A 15,656-nucleotide genomic window follows, 5' to 3' on the forward strand; every position below is an offset into this window, starting at 1 on the left:
TGGCTTAAGTACTTATCTAAGGAGCAGCATGTTTATAATCCGGTTCAGGTGGTGGTTTGGGCATAAACGTACTAACAATAATCGCACTCTGTGCGTTTTCTGGTATGGGATTGCTGCATAGTAATTTTAAATGCTGAGCCTTAGCTATAGACATAACAGTTAATACTCGGCGTGGTTTTTTGGTTTTATTAACGACTACCCATAAATGCTCGTCCTTTTTGGTTCGGCGTTTAGCAATACCAGTTTGGCGATTATAATAACGCGTGGTATTGGCAATAGAGTCGGTAGTGGTGGCACTAGCCCATTGAATGCTACCACGCTCTCCACTCACTTCACCGGCACATTGATTAGTTTGATTCGGATAGCGTTGTGCTGAAAAACCGATCATCGGCGGTCGAATTTTGGGTTGGGGTAACTCGGTTGGAGCCGGATGGCTAGCAGCACAGCTACTGAGAGTCGTTAAACTGAGCATTAAAAGCACTAAACGCACAGTACCTCCCTTATATGATTAAATGACACATAAATTTATCCTAAGTACTAACAGGTACTTATCACTAATTGGGGTTATTGAAAACCATTATGACAGTATTTGAGTCTTATGATCCATTTGCACGACAATTGGCAGATTTGCTGATACGTCTAATGCCGCCCGCTTCCCCTGATGTTGCACAGGAATTGCGCCGTTTGTTACATTTTCTCGTAGAGCAAACGCAAGCGGGAGTGATTGCGGCTCCTTTAAAGTATTTAACCCCTCCTTTAAATAGAGAGTTAATTGCAACCCTAACTTTAGTGGGTAAACCCTTTGAGCGGAAGCCATTAATTATTTCGGAGACTCATGCGTGGTTTTATCGTTATTGGCAATATGAGTATGAATTAGGGCAAGCCTTAAAAGAACTATTACAAGCAACAGAGCCGCCTACTCAATTAAAGGAAGCGATTAATAACTTATTTACCACTACATCCGAAATAGACTGGCAAAAAATAGCAACGGTTTTGGCACTTAATCAGCGTTTTATGATTATATCAGGAGGGCCAGGAACGGGGAAAACGACAACCGTAACGCGCATTTTAGCCTTATTATTACAATTACCCTCGATTCATCCTAGCCGTATTCAACTCGCAGCACCAACGGGAAAGGCCGCTATGCGTTTGCAGGAGTCTATTAAGCTTGCTCAGCAGCGCTTGGATTTATCCAGTACCTTACAGCAGCAGCTCCAGATTCCGAGTCAGACTTTGCATCGCCTATTAGGCTATAAGCCGACGAGTAATACCTTTAGTTATCATCGTGAGCGTCCTTTGCCGGTGGATGTATTGGTGATTGATGAGGCATCAATGATGGATATTGCTTTAATGGCTAAGGTATTGGAGGCTTTACCAAAAACAGCACGTCTCATTTTATTGGGTGATAAAGATCAATTAGCGGCGGTTGAAACGGGTTCGGTATTTAGAGATTTATGTGCTCATGCGAATAATCATTTTTCATCTCCAGTAGCGGACAGGCTAAAGCTATTTGACATTGAGCTACCCAATGCATTAGGTAAAGCGGGCTTAAATGATCATATTGTGGTTTTAGAGCAAAGTTATCGATTTAATACGAATTCGAGTATTGGTCAATTAGCACAGGCGATTAAAACGGCGCACTTTAAACAATTAAGCACGGTATTAAAGCATCCTGATGCTGAATTAGAGTGGATCAATCAAACCTCTTTAGCGCATGATGAATTAATCGCAGGCTGGAGTGATTATTTTGCCGCAGTAGAGCAGGGTGATATTGAACAGTGTTTTCAGACGTTTAATCGCTATCGAATTTTAGCACCTATGCGCCAAGGTGGGCGTGGCACCGAACTATTGAATAGCAAAATCGAGCAATTAGCCAGTAAGCGTTTGCCAGCAGCCTCAGGAACCTTACGGGCGCAAGGTTGGTATGTGGGGCGTCCGGTGATGGTGACTAAAAATGACTATGTGCAGCATTTATTTAATGGAGATATTGGTATTGCCTTAATGGATAGTAGCGGTCAATTACGGGTGTATTTTCCTGATGACAAGGCCGGGGAGTATCGTTCGATTACTCCAGTACGTTTACCTCTCTATGAAAGTGCGTGGGCGATGACGATTCATAAGAGTCAGGGGTCTGAGTTTGATGAGGTATTATTGGTCATGCCAGATAATACCGATAATGCTTTATTAGGACGAGAATTACTCTATACGGGGGTGACTCGTACCCGCAAGAAGCTGCGTTTAGTTGCTAGCTTAGAGGTGCTAGAGGTGGCCTTAAAGCGCTCAACCCCATCCTCATCCTGCATTTTAGATTGGTTGAATTAAGTCGCTGAGCAACCGTAATCTTGCTCCAGAAAGACCCGATTACGGTTGAGTGCCAATTTAAAAAGGGTGTTATTGGTATCTTGCAGTCAATTCGATTAAATTCCCCCTCTAGGATTAATCACTGATGAGGAGTGAGTTATGTTGAAGTGGAGTGATATTTTACAGTTTGCCCGCACTGGCAATCCTATTCCTGACCACAAAGTTGTCAAAACCCCAGAAGAATGGCGGGCGCAATTAACGCGCGAGCAGTATCATGTGACACGCCAACATGGCACAGAACATCCCTTTAGTTCGGAAATGTGTTCATTATTTGAGCCGGGATTATATGCATGTGTGTGTTGTGGGACTTTATTATTTGATGCTTCACAAAAATTCGAGTCTGGTACGGGTTGGCCTTCCTTTACCCAGCCGATTCAGGAAAATGCCGTTTCGTATCATGAAGATAATTCCCACCGGATGCAGCGAGTGGAGACGCTTTGCAATACTTGTGATGCCCATTTAGGACATGTATTTCCCGATGGGCCCGCTCCGAGTGGTTTACGCTATTGTATGAATGCGGTGGCATTAGAGAAAGTCAAAGCCTCATAACTTAGCAAGAACTCAGTCGTTCAAATTATAATCACATTTGAACGACTCATTTAAAACAACATCCCTGCTCACGATATACACTCATCACCCAAACTAAATAGGTTGCGTGATCATATAGTTTTTAGGTGAGAGTGTAACTATTACAGCTCTTGCTATTTTCCTAACAGTCTCCTACGATAGCCGCCCGCATTTCATTCCAAGTGGATGGATAGGGATCACCACCATATATCCTAAATTTGTAAACGTTAATAGTTGTAATCGAGCTAGGTCGTCCTTTGGTCGACCTTTATTTTGGATATGTGTTTAGGGTTAGCTACACTTTGGTTTAAATAGTCATCGGTTGATTTATTCAATAACGATGTTACTTAATAAACCATAAGCAATAAATATATTATCTAGGAGTCCATTGTGACATTACCATTATCTCAACAAGCCCAGAAAATTTTACCTCCTTTGGTTTATACTCATCGCTTACTAACAGCGCATCATATTGAAAACAAAACAATTTATGCTCAAGATGGGCGAGCTTTAGCGTTTAGACAAGTCATTCGTCTAAAGAAATAATAGCTATATTCAGGCTATAATCATTTTAAATCTCACAGTTAATTAATGATAGAGTAAGAAATGCTGTTGATTAATAAATTTAGTAACAGTATTGCGGCTAATTTTTTTGATTAGCCTAGGCTTAAAATAAGCTAAATTTTTGTAAAAGGAGCTTCTTATTAATTATAAGCTCCTTAGTGATAGCAGATTTTCTGCTGGCCTATTGGAATTGCTTACTAACTAAGCATAATAGGGGCATTGTTCTAATTGATGTCTCTTATCCATGTCTAATCTTCGTTATCCCCTACTAGATGCCTTGCGCGGCCTTGCGGTTGTCCTGATGATCGCCTTTCACTTTTGCTATGACCTAAATTATTTTGGTTTCGCTACATTTGAGCTATATACCGCCCCGTTTTGGTTACATAGTCGTACCTTGATTGTGGCTATGTTTGTCATCATTGCTGGGATGAGCTTGTATTGCGCTAATCATCAGGGAGTAGGGCGCGGATTTTGGAAGCGTGAGGGATTATTACTGATCTGTAGTAGCCTCATTAGTATTGGAACTTGGTTTTTATTTAAAGACACTTGGATCTTTTTTGGCGTACTCCATTTTATGCTGCTAGGTAGTGTACTGGCATTACCCTTTATTCATGCCGGAAAAGTTAATATTATACTGGGTATCTTATTGATTATTATTGGTAATTTTTTAAGCTTCCCCTTCTTCGATCAGCAGTCGTGGCAGTTTATTGGGCTGATGACTCATAAGCCTTTTACCGAGGACTATGTACCCTTATTGCCTTGGTTTGGTGTCTTATTAATCGGCATCAGCTTAGGAGCGCAATGGGGAAAAATAACCTATTTACAGCGTCCATTGACACATGCTGCGTGGAAACCCTTGCTCTGGTTAGGGCAGCATAGCCTTATTGTTTACATGCTGCATCAGCCGTTATTATTTACCCTATTTTGGGTGAGCTTCAGCTTACGTTAGTGCGTTTTGATTCAGGCAACTATGGTAACATTCTGCTACTCCTAAGCCCATGTGGAGGCTAAGCACTCTGAAATCTTAGGAGAATTTTGTAGTAGTAAAGAGAATGCATATGGGATTATTAGCAGATTTGACGGGCTGGCAATTAGTGTTAATCACTTTGGTCATGACCCATATTACGATTGTAGCGGTAACGGTTTATCTTCACCGGCATCAGGCGCATCGAGCGGTGGAGTTAAACGCTATTCCCGCTCACTTTTTCCGCTTTTGGTTGTGGCTTACTACAGGTATGGTGACGCGGGAGTGGGTAGCGATTCATCGTAAACATCACCACAAATGCGAAACCCCCGACGATCCTCACAGCCCGCAAACCCGTGGTTTAAATAAAGTATTATGGGGTGGTGCATTACTTTACCGTCAAGAAGCTAAAAATCTACAAACTATTCAACAATATAGTCAAGGCACCCCGAATGATTGGCTTGAAACCCATCTGTATTCTCGTTTTCCTTGGTTAGGTATTACGCTCATGCTACTCATTGATCTGGCACTCTTTGGCGGGGCGGGGCTGATTATCTGGGGTGTGCAAATGATCTGGATTCCGTTTTGGGCAGCGGGGGTGATTAATGGCTTGGCGCATTTTTGGGGCTATCGCAATTGGAATACTGCTGATGCATCGAGCAATATTTCCCCTATCGGTATTATTATTGGGGGTGAGGAGCTGCATAATAATCACCATGCTTTTGCAGCCTCAGCCCGCTTTTCGACCCAATGGTATGAGTTTGATATTGGTTGGTTTTATATTCGCCTGTTGGAAGTATTAAAACTAGCACAAGTGAAACGAGTTGCACCGCGCATTAAAGTGGATTTAAAAACTAAAGTGGTTGATTTAGAAACCTTAAGTGCTGTGATTGGTAATCGGTTGCAAGTGCTATCCAATTTTGCCCGTCAAGTCGTGCATCCGGTGATTAAACAAGAGCTAGGTCAATCCAGTGGTGACTACAAAGAAAAGTCACGTTTAGTGCGTCAGTTATTAGGTCAACCGCATTTAGATGAGAGCGCTCGTGAACGCTTACAAGTATTACTATCTGAAAGCCAAGTGTTGACTACGGTCTATCAATTCCAGCAAAACTTGCATCATTTATGGGAGCGTACCGCTAATAACCAAGAGGCACGTTTAGCGGCGCTACAAGAATGGATAGCCAACGCCGAGCAAACGGGTATTCAACGCCTTGAGGAGTTTGCTCAACGCCTAAAAGGCTATCGGGTCAGTGTATTAGCGAATACCCAACCCGCTTAAGCCACCTGATTTAGCACCTCACCTGTGTTAATAAAGGTGCTAATAATCTGGGCGAGTTGTTCAATAAGGCGTTGCCGTGCGGTGCGGCTCGCCCAGGCAATGTGGGGAGTGACAATTAAGTTCGGTAGTTGAGCCTCTAAGAGAGGATTACCCTGAATCGGTGGTTCTTGTGGCAAAACATCAATCCCTGCTCCCCCTATTTGACCTTGTCTTAAAGCGGCTAACAGCGCTGTTTCATCCACAATGCCACCCCGCGCGGTATTGATTAATAAAGCATGGGATTGCATGAGTGCTAGGCGCTCAGCATTGATTAAATGGGTGGTTTCAGGCGTGAGAGGGCAGTGTAAGGATACCACATCGGCTTGTTGTAAACCGGCTTCTAACGCAATTTTACCGGCACGAGTGGGGGCATGGGGGCGTTCAGCAAATAATATTTTCATGCCTAAGGCTTGTCCTAAACGGGCGGTGGCTTGGCCTAGTGTACCCCCTCCAATAATGAGCAGGGTGTTACCGGCTAATTCACGAATAGGATGATTCAGGAGGCAAAATTGCTCCGCGCGTTGCCAAGCGCCTTGGTTTAATTCTTGCTGGTAGGCAGGTAAACTACGGCTCAAGGCAAAAATCAGGCTAAATACATGTTCTGCCACCGATTGTGAGCCATAATCACGGACATTGGTCACGGGTATATTGAGCTGGCGTGCAGCGTTTAAATCAATGTTATTGGTTCCCGTAGCCGCAACACAAATAAGCTTTAAAGTGTCTCGTTGTGAGTGCATTAAGGCTGCATCTATGGGGACTTTATTACTAATCACTATACTGGCAGTCCCAATATGTTCTTGGATTTGAGCGGCTGGGGTATGAGGCCATAGGGTAAGCTGTCCCTGACAGGCTGTGGATAAAGGGGTTAAATCTAAATCACCTGCTTGAGTACTAGCAGTGTCTAAAAATACTACTGTGGGCATTTGCTTTTCACCGAGGGTAGCGTGGTTTGATATACTGGCACAATGGCGGTGTGACCTAGCACTAACTAAATTGGAATTCAATGATTCGGAAGATAGTTCGTAGTATACAACTGACGCTGTTATTTGTAGTGGCTTTATTTGGTTATAGCTTCTTTGCCGATCCTGATTTTGATCAGTGGAAGCTGGAGTTTAGCCAATATGCTGAGCAACAAGGTATCAAAGCCGAGGTGTTACATTTAGCCTTTGCGGGATTATTGCCGGATCGTAAGGTATTGCGTTTGGATGCACACCAACCCGAATTTAGCCGTCCGATTTGGGATTATCTCGATAGTGCCGCGTCGACCGCACGAGTCGCGAAGGGGCGGCGTTTATTGGCGGAGTATGGCGAGCTACTAGAGCGCATTCACCAAGCCTATCATATACCCCCAGAGTATATTTTAGCGATTTGGGGTGTGGAGACAGACTATGGTAATTTCATGGGCGGCTATTCCACCATTCGTTCCTTAGCAACGTTAGCTTATCAAGGGCGCGTGGTACGGCGCGAGTTTTGGCGCGAGCAATTAGTCGCAGCGCTGCGTATTGTGCAAAATAATGATATGGGCATTAATAGCCTAATTGGCTCATGGGCGGGGGCGTTTGGGCATACGCAATTTATTCCCACCACCTTTGAGCGCTATGCGGTGGATTTTGATGGTAATGGTAAGCGCGATTTGGTTAATAGCATTCCCGATGCGCTGGCCTCTACGGCGAATTATTTAGCGCAATCCGGCTGGATAGATGGTGAGCATTGGGCGCAAGAAGTAAAACTCCCTAGCACCTTTGAGTGGTCACGTGCCGATCCGACCTACTGGTTACCTGTACGTTTATGGGTAGATCAGGAGCTAGTCAGTAGTGCCTCGAATCAACCTTTACCTTTGGATAATCAAGGCTTTATTTTTCTCCCTGCTGGATATCGTGGCCCCTCATTATTGGCCTACCATAATTTTAATGTATTGCTCAAATATAATAATGCCTATAGCTATGTCATGGCAGTAGGAACGCTAGCCGATCAAATTCGGGGCGAGCCTGCACTGCAAGCCACCTGGCCTCGCGATATGCGAGAATTAAGCTTTGCCGAAAAAGCCGAATTACAAGAGCTACTGACTATAGCAGGCTATAGCACTGACGGAATTGACGGACGTTTAGGCCCTAATAGTCGTGCCGCTCTACGGCGTTGGCAAATGGATGTAGGCTATCCTGCGGATGGGTTTGCTATCTATGAGCACTTGGAAAAACTGCGCCTGCAAGTACCGATGGTTTAATATTTATCCTTCAATAGTTTGACCCTATTACACAGGCATTTATGCTATACTCGTGTGCCATAGTGTCACATGATATTGAGGTTGTTATGGCTAGTCTATTACCACGTATTACCGCACGAGTAGATGATGAAACCCAAGGATTGTTAGCAAAGGCAGCATTTTTATCCGGTATGACCAGCATTAATTCGTTTGTACTCAATGCAGCGATTGAGAAAGCTAAACAAATTATTGAGCGTGAGCAGATGCTAATGCTTAGTAAACGTGATGCTATGCGTTTAGTGGAAGCATTAGATGCGCCTCCTAAAGTTCACCCACGTTTACAACAGGCGGCGCAACGCTATGCAGCTAAGACTCCTGTATGATCACTGTCAGGTTAGACAAAGCTAAGCACAATCGAGATCAGTTTGATTGTGGCGTAGTGGTATTGAATAACTACCTGAAAACCATGGCGAGTCAACAAGCTCAAAAAGATAATACCAGAACGTTTGTTTTAGAGGATGAAACATATGCTAGTGTTATTATTGGTTTTTACACCTTAACGATGATCTCCGTTGACCTAAAGAATTTACCTGAAAAATTACAAGAAAAGCATCACACGGCTAATACGGCCGGATTAATAGCTCGTTTGGCAGTCGATAAGCGTTATACTGGAAAAGGTTTTGGTGAGTTATTACTAATTGATGCTTTAAAGCGTTTGTTAGAGGCTAGTGAGTTAGTCGCTTTTCCTTTAGTGGTTGTCGATGCTAAAGATGGCGCTATAGGGTTTTATGAAAAATTTGGTTTCACATCATTTATAGATAGTTTAAATAAACTCTATTTAACCATTAACGACATTAGAGTAAGCATAGAGTAAAAATTATTACCAAACCTCATCTAAGTGTTTTGCTTTTAGTAGCTTCGCGTATTGAGCATAGCGGGGTGATTGCATATTAATTTTGCTAGTTGATAGACGTGGTATATTATTAATATGTTGAGCAGGTTCTTTAAAATACACCATATATCTACCTGTGTCCTCGTGCGGCTTAATACTCGCGATAGAGGCGATATGAGTAATGGCGGCTATAGGAGATACTTGATAAGCGGCAATATATTTGATCTTGGGAATGTTGGCTTCTTTAATCCGAATAGCAAACCAACGCTGATTTTCTAGAAACTCACTGATAAAGCCGCCTTGTTGTGCAGGAACTACTATTGTGTCGAAGTCTATGATTTGATTGAGACTAGGTTCTTGAACATTACTTTGATCATCATTTAAAGATTGCTCAGTAAAAGCATTAATACTCAGCATAGGTAGGATTTGTAACATACTGCTCAGAAAGGTAGTAGCCATTGCATGGCTCGCAGGAGACATACTAGGATGGGTAGCTTTGTTTTTATTGGTGAGTATGGCGCGATTCGTTTTTTTAGCACGTTGTATTAATTCAGCCTCTAGAAATTGCACTTCAGTTTTACCAATTTTTTTGTTCTGATCAAAGAAATAAACACCCCACTCCCAATCTTTGCGCTTAGCCACATGATGCTTTAGGCGCTCTCCTACAGGATCACCTTCACCAATATAAATAGTTTCCTGAGCAGCATTACCTACAAGAATATAAACACCTGCTTGGTCAAAGCCTTTTTCGGTTTTAAGGTTTTTAAACAATGCCTTAGTGAATACTACGCCAAAGCCTGACCAGTTGGATTTATCAACATGGCGTATACCATGAGGATCACCTGTAGTGGCGAATAGGGTAATAGAAAAGGGTTCAGTCATGGGGTTATGCTTCTCCTAAAATAATACGTTCTATCTGAGTTATTGCATTTTTTACTATTTGGTTAGCTTCTTTCTGTCATTGTCGAGCCGCGAATGGGGTGGGTACTGGGTAGATTTATATTAAATGTGTTCAAGGCGTCTTTGCTTGATTAGATTAGAATAATTTAATTGGGTAGTCATGTGAATTTGTTTAATGAGTGAAAAAGGGCATTACTAATAATGCCCTTTTTCCAGTATGGCTAGTTACTCAAACTCCACCACTAAATCACCTTGCTCCACCAATTCACCGGCTTTTAGGTGAACAGCTTTCACCTTGCCAGCAATCGGTGCAGTAATTGTGGTTTCCATTTTCATGGCCTCGATGACAAATAAAGGTGTATTGATATCCACCTCATCGCCTACTCGTACCGCTACAGAAGCTAAGCGACCTTGTAATGATGTGCCAATTTCTTTCGATCCTGCGGCTTTACGATTACTCGCTTTAGTCGGTTTTACGGCTAAATCACGAATTAATACCGAGCGAATCTGACCATTAAAATCAAAAGTCACCGTACACATACCATTTTCATCAGCCGGAGAGCGATATAACATCCGGATAATTAGCATTTTCCCCTGACCTAGCTCAATCATGACTTCTTCATTAAGCTTTAGGCCATAGAAAAATACCGGAGTCGGAATATGACTGACGGAATCATATTCTTGCTGGTGTTTGTAAAACTCTCGGAAAACGGAGGGGTACATTTTATAAGATAGGAAATCTAAATAACTTTGTTGCTCATTAAACTCTTGTTTAAAGGCTTCATATTCAGCGTCTAAATCAACCGGCTTTAAATGATCATTAGGGCGACCTTCATTAGGCTTTTCACCTTTCAGAATAATATTGCTTAAGGCAGGAGGAAAACCACCCGGAACCTGACCTAAACCGCCTTTGAATAAATCAATGACGGAATCTGGAAACGCTAAGGTACGACCACGCTCCATGACATCTTCTTCGGTGAGGCCATTAGAGGTCATGTAAATGGCCATATCCCCCACGACTTTTGAGGAAGGGGTGACTTTAACAATATCGCCAAACATACAATTCACGACCGCATAATTCGCTTTAACTTCCTCGAATTTATGCTCTAAGCCTAATGCAATCGCTTGTGGGCGTAAATTCGAGTATTGACCCCCCGGAATTTCGTGATTATAGACTTCCGCTGTACCGGCTTTTAAACCCGATTCAAACGGATAGTACATTTCACGTACATCTTCCCAGTAATTGGCATAGTCATTTAATGACTTGAGATTAAAGGGTTGCTCGCGCGGTTGTCCTTCCATGGCGGCAATTAAGGAGTTTAAATTCACTTGTGAGGTTAAACCCGACATAGAGCTTAATGCACCGTCTACAATATCCACACCGGCTTCAATCGCATTTAATAGGGTAGCGGCTTGAATCGAGGCGGTATCATGAGTGTGTAGATGAATGGGGATATTGACAGCTTCTTTTAAAGCGGTAATCAGTTTAGTAGCTGCATAAGGTTTTAATAGGCCAGCCATATCTTTTACAGCGAGCATATGTGCCCCAGCATCCTCTAATTGCCGTGCTAAATCTAAATAATATTGCAGATTATATTTATAACCCGGCTCGGTGCGTAATACATCTCCTGTATAACAAATCGTACCCTCGGCAATACCTCCGGTTCTTTCGCGTACCACTTGAATCGATTTCCGCATGCCTTCGATCCAGTTCAAGGAATCGAAAATACGGAATACATCAATACCTTGTTCCCATGATTTTTCAATAAAGGATTCAATCACATTATCAGGGTAGGCAGTATAACCGACGGCATTTGCGCCCCTAAATAACATTTGGAATAAAATGTTCGGAATAGCTTCACGTAATAAGCGTAAACGTTCCCACGGGCACTCGTGTAAAAAGCGCATGGATACGTCAAAGGTCGCACCGCCCCACATTTCCAAAGAAAAGAGTTGCGGATGGTTTTTGGCGAGTCCTTCAGCTACTTTGAGCATATCTTCAGTACGTACCCGCGTGGCTAAGAGCGACTGATGCGCATCCCGCATGGTGGTATCGGTATAGAAAACAGTGGGTTGCTCTTTAACCCATTGGCTAAATTTCTCCGCTCCCATTTCGGTGAGTAAGTCTTTAGTACCTTTAGGGTAAGGCGCGAGCCGGTCAAAGGTAGGAATAATAGGTTTACGGAAATGTTTATGCGGGTCGATGTATTTAACATCGGGATTACCATTAACCGTAATATTACCGATGAATTTTAAGGTTTTAGTTCCCCGGTCAAACCGCTGAGTAATATTAAATAGCTCAGGGTGATTATCAATAAAGGTAACCGTTGCATCTCCGGCTACGAAAATAGGATGTTCGAGGACGTTTTCTAAAAAGCCAATATTAGTTTTCACCCCGCGAATACGGAATTCGGTGAGGCCACGTAAATTCCGCCCAATCGCATCTTCTAAGGTGCGTCCCCAAGAGGTTACCTTGACGAGCATGGAGTCAAAGAAGGGTGATACTTTCGCGCCCGGATAAGCCGCACCCACATCCAGACGAATACCAAAACCGCCGGTCGAGCGATACGCAATAATAGTCCCATAATCAGGCTTAAAGCCGTTCATAGGGTCTTCGGTGGTAATCCGGCATTGCACCGCATAGCCATTACAGCGAATAGACTCTTGATTAGGAATATTAATTTCCGGGTCGGTCAGGCGTGCGCCACCCGCGATGAGGATTTGACTGCGAACAATATCAATACCCGTGATTTGTTCGGTAATGGTGTGTTCGACTTGCACCCGTGGGTTGACTTCGATGAAATAGATATTTTCATCTTTATCGATTAAAAACTCGACCGTACCCGCGCAGGAGTAGTCCACATAACGGGTAATCGCAAGGGCATATTTATAAAGATTTTCGCGGGTTTCAGCTTTTAGGCCGGTGCTAGGCGCAACCTCAACCACTTTTTGAAAGCGGCGTTGTACCGAACAATCCCGTTCATAGAGGTGGACTAAATTACCGTGTTCATCGCCTAGGATTTGCACCTCTAGATGTTTGGGCGAATCGATATATTTTTCAAGGAAAACGGTAGCATCACCAAACGCCTTGAGTGCTTCATTACGTGCATCGTGATAAGCCCGCTCTAATTCCTCTGCCTTGCGAATCACCCGCATGCCACGACCGCCACCGCCCGCTGCGGCTTTCATCATGAGCGGAAAACCAATTCGCGCTGCTTCGGCTTTAGCAATGTCTAATGTCGTGAGTGGGATTTTGCTGTCTTCAATAATTGGCAAGCCCGCTGCAATGGCAATGGCCTTAGCCGCCACTTTATCCCCTAAGTTTTCCATCGCCTCTGGTGATGGGCCAATAAACTTAATCCCTTCCTCGCGACAGCGACGGGCAAAGGTGACGTTTTCAGATAAAAAACCATAACCCGGATGGATAGCATCGACATGATAGCGCTTAGCGATCTCAATAATGCCTTCAATATCAAGGTAGGGTTTCAAGGGTTCATCATCACGACCGATTTGATAGGCTTCATCCGCTTTATAACGGTGGGGTGAGAAGCGATCTTCATGGGTGTAAATGGAAACGGTATTGAGTCGTAACTCAGTAGCAGCCCGCAGAATGCGGATAGCGATTTCGCCACGATTGGCGACTAGGAGTTTCTTGATTTGCCGTGACATAGATCGATCCCAGGGTAGAAACAAAGGTTTGAGTTTACCATTTGTCCCCCCCTTGTGAAGGGGAACTGACTGAGAGATTAACAAAAATATTGCAATTGTGGGTTAGTGTTAGCTAGTAGCCACCCTATTAGGACTACTAGTGGGGCTATGGGGCGACGCACTCCACCGCAAAACCCTCGATATTTCGTGATGATTTACTAAACTCTACCGCGATCAAATAAATAGGTTGCCCTAGTGCGCGATATTTATCAGCATAGCGTTTGGCTTTTAGCTGCTCCATAGCGGCTTCGGGGCTACTGTTTTCGATGACTTTAAATTCAAACAGGTAAATAGCTCCATTGAATTGCACCGTCATATCAATACGCCCTAAATTAGTAGCGTCTTCAACAGTAACATTTAAGCCCAATGAGGCAAAATAAGAATAAAATACACTCGCATAATAGCCTTCATAGTTTTGAATATCATTATTGCTATACCAGTTATAGGGAATACTAGCAAAGAAACTATGAAATAGCGTTTTTAAGCCCAGTAAGTCATTAGCTTTTAATAAGTCATATAAACGTAAGGTCTGAATGCCTTGCGCCTTTTGGTTTTTTACCCAAGCGGATAAGAGAATCTCATTAAGACTTTGATAAACTTCTTGATTAGGATAGCCTAAGGTATAAAACTCCTTATCGCCTGCCCAAAGAGTATTTTTAATGGTTAAATAGCCGGTTTGAAATAATAAAGCATCGGTTTCTATATCATCTACGTCAAATTTAGAGAGGACAGTCGCACTACTAATACTATTGTCTAATGAGATGGAGGTCACTTTGCGCTTAAGTAGCAAATCTACTAAAAAGGTAGGTGTGCCGGTTTCAAACCAGTAGTTTTTAAATTTTCCGGTATCAAAAAGTTGCAGAACATCAAAGGGATTATAAACACCGTCACCTAGCCAGTGATAGCCATTATACCATCTACGAATTTCATCTCGATCAAATCTTGATAGTTCTGGCATAAATACCTGATCTACATCAGTATCAGTATAGCCACATAAGGCAGAATAACGTTCATCTAAAGTAATATCTTTTAAATTGTTGAGTCCAGAAAATAGACTAACCTTAGAAAACTTGGTAACACCCGTCAAAAAGCTAAACTTAATATAAGCGTCATAATCTTTAATCGTACTATAAAAACCGCGTAGAAAATCACGATTGATACGTGCCACTTCAGGGTAGTGCAAAGCATCTAAAATGGGTTTGTCATATTCATCGATTAGCACAACTACGGGGGATTGCGTTTTGGCGCTAATGGTTTCAAGTAGATCGGCAAAGCGGCTACCGACATCATTAAATGTTTGTTGTACTTCAAAGTTGCGCTCTAATTGAGTTAGTTGCTGATGCAAAGATTCTTCTAGGCTTTGTTGTAGGCTATAGTTTTTGCGCCCGAAACTAAAACGCAGTACCGGATAGCGTACTTGCCAATTCCAGTGCTCATGTATCGCCAAGCCTTGAAACAGCGTTTCATTGCCTTCAAATAACTCTTTGAGGGTATCGAGAAATAAACTTTTACCAAAGCGACGCGGACGCGACAGAAAGTAGTGTTTGCCTTCATTAATGAGTTGATAGGCCAGTGCCGTCTTATCAACATAGTAATAACCCCCTTGGCGGATTTCGGAAAAGGTTTGAATACCAATAGGGAGCTTTTTACGGATCATGGCGGTTCACTGCTTGAGGAAAAGAGGTAGTCATGGCTCGATAATAGCATAGGGCAGATTAGAGCTTTAGTCCTTAGGATGTTATCTTAGGCCGCTATAGTTGATGGGTTTAGAGGGAGACAACCTTATGCGTATTTTACACACTATGTTACGAGTGGGTGACTTAGATCGTTCGGTAAATTTTTATACTCAAGTGCTAGGTATGAGGGAGTTACGCCGTAACGACTATCCTGCAGGTGAGTTTACGCTTGCTTTCTTAGGCTATGGCGCGGAATCCGAACATACGGCGCTAGAGCTGACCTATAACTACGGCGTGAGTAGCTATGAAAAGGGTACAGCCTATGGGCATATGGCGTTTGAAGTGGATGATGTCTATGCCGCCTGTGAGCAAATGAAAGCGCAGGGTGTCAAGATTCTACGTGATGCAGGACCTATGAATGCGGGTAAGACCATTATTGCTTTTATTGAAGACCCCGATGGTTATGCTATTGAGCTGATTGGTAAAAAATATTAGTACCACCT

14 protein-coding genes are annotated in these 15,656 nt (G+C 43.0%); 9 read left to right on the forward strand and 5 right to left on the reverse strand.

Annotation, left to right across the window (positions count from 1 at the left end):
• Positions 1-16: 16 nt before the first annotated feature.
• Entirely contained in the window at positions 17-490 is a 474-nt protein-coding gene (locus A3IK_RS0104070) for a hypothetical protein (protein ID WP_020558701.1), read from the reverse strand.
• 89 nt (positions 491-579) lie between these two features.
• Here A3IK_RS0104070 and recD point away from each other — a divergent pair, with 89 nt between their 5' ends.
• The 5 genes from recD to A3IK_RS0104095 all read left to right on the forward strand — a co-directional run bounded on the left by recD (position 580) and on the right by A3IK_RS0104095 (position 5,735).
• Complete coding sequence (gene recD, locus A3IK_RS18475; RefSeq protein WP_020558702.1) at positions 580-2,322, forward strand: exodeoxyribonuclease V subunit alpha; 1,743 nt, start codon at positions 580-582, stop codon at positions 2,320-2,322.
• Positions 2,323-2,460: 138 nt separating this feature from the next.
• Positions 2,461-2,910 (forward strand): peptide-methionine (R)-S-oxide reductase MsrB, encoded by a 450-nt coding sequence (msrB, locus tag A3IK_RS0104080; RefSeq protein ID WP_020558703.1) that lies wholly within the window; start codon positions 2,461-2,463, stop codon positions 2,908-2,910.
• Positions 2,911-3,318: 408 nt separating this feature from the next.
• Complete coding sequence (locus A3IK_RS21265; RefSeq protein ID WP_020558704.1) at positions 3,319-3,474, forward strand: hypothetical protein; 156 nt, start codon at positions 3,319-3,321, stop codon at positions 3,472-3,474.
• A 262-nt stretch (positions 3,475-3,736) separates the two neighbouring features.
• A complete protein-coding gene (locus A3IK_RS0104090) occupies positions 3,737-4,441 on the forward strand; it encodes an acetyltransferase domain-containing protein (RefSeq protein WP_020558705.1) in 705 nt (234 codons plus the stop codon).
• 109 nt (positions 4,442-4,550) lie between these two features.
• Positions 4,551-5,735 (forward strand): DesA family fatty acid desaturase, encoded by a 1,185-nt coding sequence (locus tag A3IK_RS0104095; protein ID WP_020558706.1) that lies wholly within the window; start codon positions 4,551-4,553, stop codon positions 5,733-5,735.
• Here the strand turns inward: A3IK_RS0104095 and A3IK_RS0104100 are convergent.
• Positions 5,732-6,697, reverse strand: a complete 966-nt coding sequence (locus tag A3IK_RS0104100) for a D-2-hydroxyacid dehydrogenase (RefSeq protein WP_020558707.1) — start codon at positions 6,695-6,697, stop codon at positions 5,732-5,734. The genes A3IK_RS0104095 and A3IK_RS0104100 overlap by 4 nt on opposite strands.
• 80 nt (positions 6,698-6,777) lie before the next feature.
• Between A3IK_RS0104100 and A3IK_RS0104105 the strand changes: the two genes are divergently transcribed.
• The 3 genes from A3IK_RS0104105 (at position 6,778) to A3IK_RS0104115 (ending at position 8,851) form a co-directional block, all read left to right on the forward strand.
• Complete coding sequence (locus tag A3IK_RS0104105) at positions 6,778-7,998, forward strand: lytic murein transglycosylase (RefSeq protein ID WP_020558708.1); 1,221 nt, start codon at positions 6,778-6,780, stop codon at positions 7,996-7,998.
• 86 nt (positions 7,999-8,084) lie between these two features.
• On the forward strand, positions 8,085-8,360 hold the full coding sequence (locus A3IK_RS0104110) for a type II toxin-antitoxin system TacA family antitoxin (protein ID WP_020558709.1): 276 nt from the start codon (positions 8,085-8,087) through the stop codon (positions 8,358-8,360).
• Complete coding sequence (locus A3IK_RS0104115; RefSeq protein WP_020558710.1) at positions 8,357-8,851, forward strand: GNAT family N-acetyltransferase; 495 nt, start codon at positions 8,357-8,359, stop codon at positions 8,849-8,851. Before A3IK_RS0104110 ends, A3IK_RS0104115 begins: the two co-directional genes overlap by 4 nt.
• Positions 8,852-8,857: 6 nt before the next feature.
• On the opposite strand, the gene A3IK_RS0104120 is transcribed toward A3IK_RS0104115, so the two are convergent.
• From A3IK_RS0104120 to A3IK_RS0104130, 3 genes are all read right to left on the reverse strand, one after another.
• Complete coding sequence (locus A3IK_RS0104120) at positions 8,858-9,751, reverse strand: GIY-YIG nuclease family protein (protein WP_020558711.1); 894 nt, start codon at positions 9,749-9,751, stop codon at positions 8,858-8,860.
• A 243-nt stretch (positions 9,752-9,994) separates the two neighbouring features.
• Positions 9,995-13,438 (reverse strand): pyruvate carboxylase, encoded by a 3,444-nt coding sequence (locus tag A3IK_RS0104125; protein WP_020558712.1) that lies wholly within the window; start codon positions 13,436-13,438, stop codon positions 9,995-9,997.
• A gap of 145 nt (positions 13,439-13,583) precedes the next feature.
• A complete protein-coding gene (locus tag A3IK_RS0104130) occupies positions 13,584-15,134 on the reverse strand; it encodes an ATP-binding protein (protein WP_020558713.1) in 1,551 nt (516 codons plus the stop codon).
• A gap of 127 nt (positions 15,135-15,261) precedes the next feature.
• Between A3IK_RS0104130 and gloA the strand changes: the two genes are divergently transcribed.
• A complete protein-coding gene (gene gloA, locus A3IK_RS0104135) occupies positions 15,262-15,648 on the forward strand; it encodes a lactoylglutathione lyase (protein ID WP_020558714.1) in 387 nt (128 codons plus the stop codon).
• Positions 15,649-15,656: the final 8 nt, after the last annotated feature.

Origin of the sequence: Thiofilum flexile DSM 14609 (genome assembly GCF_000380185.1) — a bacterium.
In the GTDB taxonomy this organism is placed as follows: domain Bacteria; phylum Pseudomonadota; class Gammaproteobacteria; order Thiotrichales; family Thiotrichaceae; genus Thiofilum; species Thiofilum flexile.

Coding starts and splice junctions, on each gene's coding strand:
- recD (WP_020558702.1), top strand. CDS start 580: ATGACAGTATTTGAGTCTTATGATCCATTTGCACGACAATTGGCAGAT.
- msrB (WP_020558703.1), top strand. CDS start 2,461: ATGTTGAAGTGGAGTGATATTTTACAGTTTGCCCGCACTGGCAATCCT.
- A3IK_RS0104090 (WP_020558705.1), top strand. CDS start 3,737: ATGTCTAATCTTCGTTATCCCCTACTAGATGCCTTGCGCGGCCTTGCG.
- A3IK_RS0104095 (WP_020558706.1), top strand. CDS start 4,551: ATGGGATTATTAGCAGATTTGACGGGCTGGCAATTAGTGTTAATCACT.
- A3IK_RS0104100 (WP_020558707.1), bottom strand. CDS start 6,697: ATGCCCACAGTAGTATTTTTAGACACTGCTAGTACTCAAGCAGGTGAT.
- A3IK_RS0104105 (WP_020558708.1), top strand. CDS start 6,778: ATGATTCGGAAGATAGTTCGTAGTATACAACTGACGCTGTTATTTGTA.
- A3IK_RS0104110 (WP_020558709.1), top strand. CDS start 8,085: ATGGCTAGTCTATTACCACGTATTACCGCACGAGTAGATGATGAAACC.
- A3IK_RS0104115 (WP_020558710.1), top strand. CDS start 8,357: ATGATCACTGTCAGGTTAGACAAAGCTAAGCACAATCGAGATCAGTTT.
- A3IK_RS0104120 (WP_020558711.1), bottom strand. CDS start 9,751: ATGACTGAACCCTTTTCTATTACCCTATTCGCCACTACAGGTGATCCT.
- A3IK_RS0104125 (WP_020558712.1), bottom strand. CDS start 13,438: ATGTCACGGCAAATCAAGAAACTCCTAGTCGCCAATCGTGGCGAAATC.
- A3IK_RS0104130 (WP_020558713.1), bottom strand. CDS start 15,134: ATGATCCGTAAAAAGCTCCCTATTGGTATTCAAACCTTTTCCGAAATC.
- gloA (WP_020558714.1), top strand. CDS start 15,262: ATGCGTATTTTACACACTATGTTACGAGTGGGTGACTTAGATCGTTCG.